Origin of the sequence: Methylocystis sp. (assembly GCF_051062815.1) — a bacterium.
In the GTDB taxonomy this organism is placed as follows: domain Bacteria; phylum Pseudomonadota; class Alphaproteobacteria; order Rhizobiales; family Beijerinckiaceae; genus Methylocystis.
This window is the reverse complement of the sequence record NZ_JBPFDU010000022.1, coordinates 1-2,646: the sequence shown is the minus strand read 5'-3', so window position 1 is coordinate 2,646 and position 2,646 is coordinate 1. Positions and strand designations below refer to the sequence as shown.

Sequence of the window (2,646 nt, the reverse complement as noted above, 5' to 3'; positions counted from 1 at the left end):
CGGTCACCCCCAAAAAGAATGCGCTACAGAGCAGCGACGAAACCGGCAGTGAAATCGAAACTCCGCTGATCCGCTGGTCGATGCAGGAAATCCGCCGTATTGCGACGCGCCTTGCGCGCAAACGCATCCGACCAGAGTTCACTATCGCTTGGTCGCTCTGGCGACGAGCACATGGTCTGCCCCCTGAAAAGTGATCCTCCGTGAAGTATGGCTTTTGAGCCTATGAGGAGGATTTGAGATGGGCAGGAAACGGCACAAGCCCGAGGAGATTGTCGCGAAGCTTCGTCAGGTCGACGTGCTGACGACGCAAGGGCATTCGGTTGCGGAAGCCATTCGATCGATAGGCGTTACGGAAGTGACGTATTACCGCTGGCGGCAGGAATATGGCGGGCTGAAGAGCGACCAGGTCAAGCGGCTGAAGGATCTCGAGCAGGAGAACGCCCGGCTTCGCAAGGCGGTGTCTGATCTGACGCTTGAGAAGCTGATCCTGAAGGAGGCTGCGTCGGGAAACTTTTAAGCCCCGCCCGCCGTCGCGCCTGCGTTGAGCGCGCAAGGGAGGCGTTCGGCGTGTCTGAACGCTTCGCCTGCCGCGTGCTCGGCCAACATCGTTCGACGCAACGTAAGATCGCCAGGACGCCAGATGACGAAGCGGCTCTGACCGCCGACATCATCGCGCTCGCCCTCCAATATGGGCGATATGGCTATCGGCGCATCGCGGCGTTGCTGCACGACGCCGGCTGGTCGGTGAACCTCAAGCGCGTCGAGCGGATCTGGCGGCGGGAGGGGCTGAAGGTCCCAGCAAAGCAGCCCAAGCGAAAGCGACTGTGGCTGAACGACGGATCATGCATTCGGTTACGGCCGGAACATCCGAACCATGTTTGGTCCTACGACTTCGTCGAAGACCGAACACATGACGGACGCAAATATCGCATGTTGAACATCATCGATGAGTTTACGCGTGAATGCCTGGCCATCCGGATCAATCGCAAGCTTAACTCGACGGACGTCATCGACCTGCTGTCCGATCTGTTCATTCTGCGCGGCGTCCCCGGCCATGTGCGATCGGACAATGGCCCCGAGTTCATCGCCAAGGCCGTGCAGGATTGGATAACCGCTGTCGGCGCCAGGACCGCTTACATCGAGCCAGGCAGTCCATGGGAGAATGGCTATTGCGAGAGCTTCAACTCGAAGCTTCGTGACGAACTGCTAAACGGCGAGATCTTCTACTCGCTCAAGGAGGCGCGGATCATCATCGAAAGCTGGCGGCGTCATTACAATGAAGTGCGGCCACATTCGTCGTTGGGATATCGGCCGCCAGCCCCGGCGGTTCTGTTCCCCGAGCGCCCGGCTGCGCAACCCCCAGCCAGCTCCGCCGGGCGCTCAGCCGCTGGTCCAAATGCCGCTCTTAAACTAACATTCGAACTGGATCACCCGATGGGGGCCGACCACACATCAGGCAGAAGCAAAGCGCGCTCATACCAAAATGCAACTGTAGTGCTAGCAGCGTTAGGCGCTGATTCCGAGCGAAATCGCCCATCATTCCCAGATGAACAATGGTCATTGGCGCAGGTTAGAATGTGGCTCCAGTTGCACTCGCGGATGCATGGAATTACCGCTGACATAGAGGTTTCTTGTTTTTCGATCCGGAGGGGCTGATGCGTCCAAATCGCCGATCGCGACCCGCATATTCAGCGATGGCGGCAACGAAAGCGGCTTTACCGAATTCGGGGCATAGGATCGGCAAAAAGACGAATTCCGAATAGGCCGCCTGCCAAAGCAAAAAGTTCGACAGCCGCTGTCGCCCTGACGTGCGGATGATGAGGTCTGGATCGGGAATGCCGGCGGTGTCGAGATGCGTAGCGATGGTGCCTGCATCGATATCCTGCATGGAGAGACGCCCTTGGGCGACGAGTTCTCCAAGGGCCCGCACGGCGCGGGCGATCTCCTGACGCGCGTTATAATTGAAGGCGATGACCAAGGTCAGACCGCTATTGGCTTGGGTCAGCCGTTCCGCTTCCTCGAGAAGCTCGATGATATCGGGAGCAAGATCGGCGCGTTCGCCGATGATGCGCAGCCGCACATTGCTCCTACGCTGGTCCAAAAGGTCGTTGCGGATGAATTGATGGAAAAGGGCGCGGAGGCCCTGCGTTCCTTCGGGCGACTGGGACAGGTTCTCGGCGGCGAAAAAGTAGACGGTAAGATAGGAGACGCGGAACTCGATCGCCGCGCATACTGCGCGTCGCAGGGCGTCGATGCTGCCGAGATCGCCTTCGAAGAGCGGAAGCCCCTGTGCGGCCGCCCAGGGGCCATTTCCATCCATAATAAGCGCGACGTGACGGGGGGCCGCATCGAGAATGGGGTCGGCGTGGGCCAAGTCCAGAACTTTAGCTTCCATTACTGTCGAGTTCCAAAAATCTATCAGCGCAGTTTTGCGGTCGCGCTGGGGGTTCAAAGAAACGACAAGCTCGACCTTGCTGTCAATCAACTTTGAGTCGGGATCCAGCTTTGGAGTGGGCCCCTCGGGCCGGACAGGGACGCGTTTAACGATTGACCGTTATGCCGGGCTTTCAAAGGACGAAAGCCGATGGCCAAACACCGCTCCTACAGCGTCGAGTTCAAACGTCAGGTCGCGCAGGAATATCTCGG

At 58.9% G+C, this 2,646-nt stretch carries 2 protein-coding genes and 1 pseudogene; 2 read left to right on the top strand and 1 reads right to left on the bottom strand.

From position 1 onward, the window contains the following. Nucleotides 1-194, top strand: a 194-nt coding sequence (locus ACR65W_RS02435; protein WP_434500230.1) for a hypothetical protein, incomplete at its 5' end; no start/stop codon positions are given. 44 nt (nt 195-238) lie between these two features. After that, nucleotides 239-1,368, top strand: a pseudogene (locus ACR65W_RS02430) (IS3 family transposase); the annotation flags it as partial. 241 nt (nt 1,369-1,609) lie between these two features. Here ACR65W_RS02430 and uppS read toward each other — a convergent pair. After that, nucleotides 1,610-2,395: a polyprenyl diphosphate synthase gene (uppS, locus tag ACR65W_RS02425; RefSeq protein WP_434500229.1), complete on the bottom strand. Its 786-nt coding sequence runs from the start codon at nt 2,393-2,395 to the stop codon at nt 1,610-1,612. Nucleotides 2,396-2,646 lie beyond the last annotated feature (251 nt).

Bases quoted from the DNA above. Each gene is read 5' to 3' on its own strand.
- uppS (WP_434500229.1), bottom strand. From the start codon at position 2,395: ATGGAAGCTAAAGTTCTGGACTTGGCCCACGCCGACCCCATTCTCGAT.